Source organism: Methylobacterium sp. WL103, from assembly GCF_008039885.1.
Classification (GTDB): domain Bacteria; phylum Pseudomonadota; class Alphaproteobacteria; order Rhizobiales; family Beijerinckiaceae; genus Methylobacterium; species Methylobacterium cerastii.
This window is the reverse complement of the sequence record NZ_VRUX01000884.1, coordinates 1-1,306: the sequence shown is the minus strand read 5'-3', so window position 1 is coordinate 1,306 and position 1,306 is coordinate 1. Positions and strand designations below refer to the sequence as shown.

At 70.2% G+C, this 1,306-nt stretch carries 1 protein-coding gene and 1 pseudogene; one reads left to right on the top strand and one right to left on the bottom strand.

Annotation, left to right across the window (positions count from 1 at the left end):
* Positions 1-118: 118 nt before the first annotated feature.
* Positions 119-532 (top strand): annotated as a pseudogene (locus FV222_RS26405) (DMT family transporter); the annotation flags it as partial.
* Between the two features lie 164 nt (positions 533-696).
* On the opposite strand, the gene FV222_RS26400 reads toward FV222_RS26405, so the two are convergent.
* Positions 697-1,306 (bottom strand): HD domain-containing phosphohydrolase (locus tag FV222_RS26400; RefSeq protein ID WP_147816078.1); only part of this gene is annotated, 610 nt, incomplete at its 5' end.

Here is a 1,306-nt window from a genome sequence, read left to right as displayed (position 1 = left end):
CCCCCCCCCTTTTTTTTTTTCACGAATAAGACGTAATACTACATAGGCTCGGGTGTCGTGGGCTCGGATTTGTTTATAAGAGACAGCCCTGGCGCTGGGCGGGGCCGGGTCGCCGGCCGGCGACGGCATGATGCTGGCGGCGATCCTGCTCTGCGGCCTCGGCTATGCGGAGGGCGCCGCGCTGTCGCGCCGGCTCGGCGGCTGGCAGGTGATCTCCTGGGCGCTGGTGCTGTCGCTGCCGGTCACCCTGGCGCTGGCGCTTGCGAGCCTGCCGGGTACCTGGGACGTCGGCTGGCCGGCCTGGGCGGCGCTGGCCTACGTCTCGGTGTTCAGCATGCTCGTCGGCTTCGTGTTCTGGTATCGCGGCCTAGCGCTCGGCGGCATCGCCGGCGTCGGCCAGCTCCAACTGCTGCAGCCGTTCCTCGGCCTGGCGCTGGCCGGCCTCCTCCTGCACGAGCCGGTGGCACCGGGCATGCTGCTCGCCACCGCCGTGGTCGTCCTGTGCGTGGCGGGCGCCAAGCGTTATGCGTAGGCGTTTTTGCAGGTCGGACGCCGGACATGACTCAGCTTGTCCCACGGCCGAACGAGACGCGGGCTCCCATGCGCGCCAAGTGAATTCACGCATCGTGCAGGCGAAGCTGCCACGTTCCTCCTTCCCTCCTCTACGGGAGAGGGAAAGGCGCGGGGCATCTGACCTCAGGCTGCGCTGGCGCTGGCCATGGCGCTGCCGGCGGCCTCCGCGATCGGCTTGAAGGCGTTGACGAGGTCGGGGTCGACCTTGCCGGTCATGCCGCGGAGGATGTCGTAGGCAGCCTCGCCCGAGTGCGGGCGCTTGTAAGGCCGCCGCTCGATCAGCGCCCCGAAGATGTCGCAGACCGTGATCAGCCGCACGAGGTCGGGAATCTGCTTCGCGGTCAGCCCGTCCGGATAGCCCGAGCCGTCGAGCGCCTCGTGGTGGGAGCGCACCACCGCGAGCATCGCCGCCGGGTAGTCCTGGCCCTGCAGCATCGCGATGCCCAGCGCCGGGTGGGTCCGCATCACCGTCATCTCGTCCGCGTCGAGCCGGCCCGGCTTGTTGAGGATCGCCAGCGGGATGCGGGCCTTGCCGAGGTCGTGCAGCAGGGCGGCCTGGGTGAGGTCGCGGCAATCCTGCGCGCGCAGGCCGAGCTGCCGGGCGAAGGCCGCCGCGAGGCCGGCGACCAGCAGGCAGTGCTGGTGCGTCGCGTCGTCGAAGCGCCAGACCACGTCGAGCCAGCCGCGGATGTCGGCCTTGTTGAGGGCGCCGACCACGAGGTCCGCGCCCGCC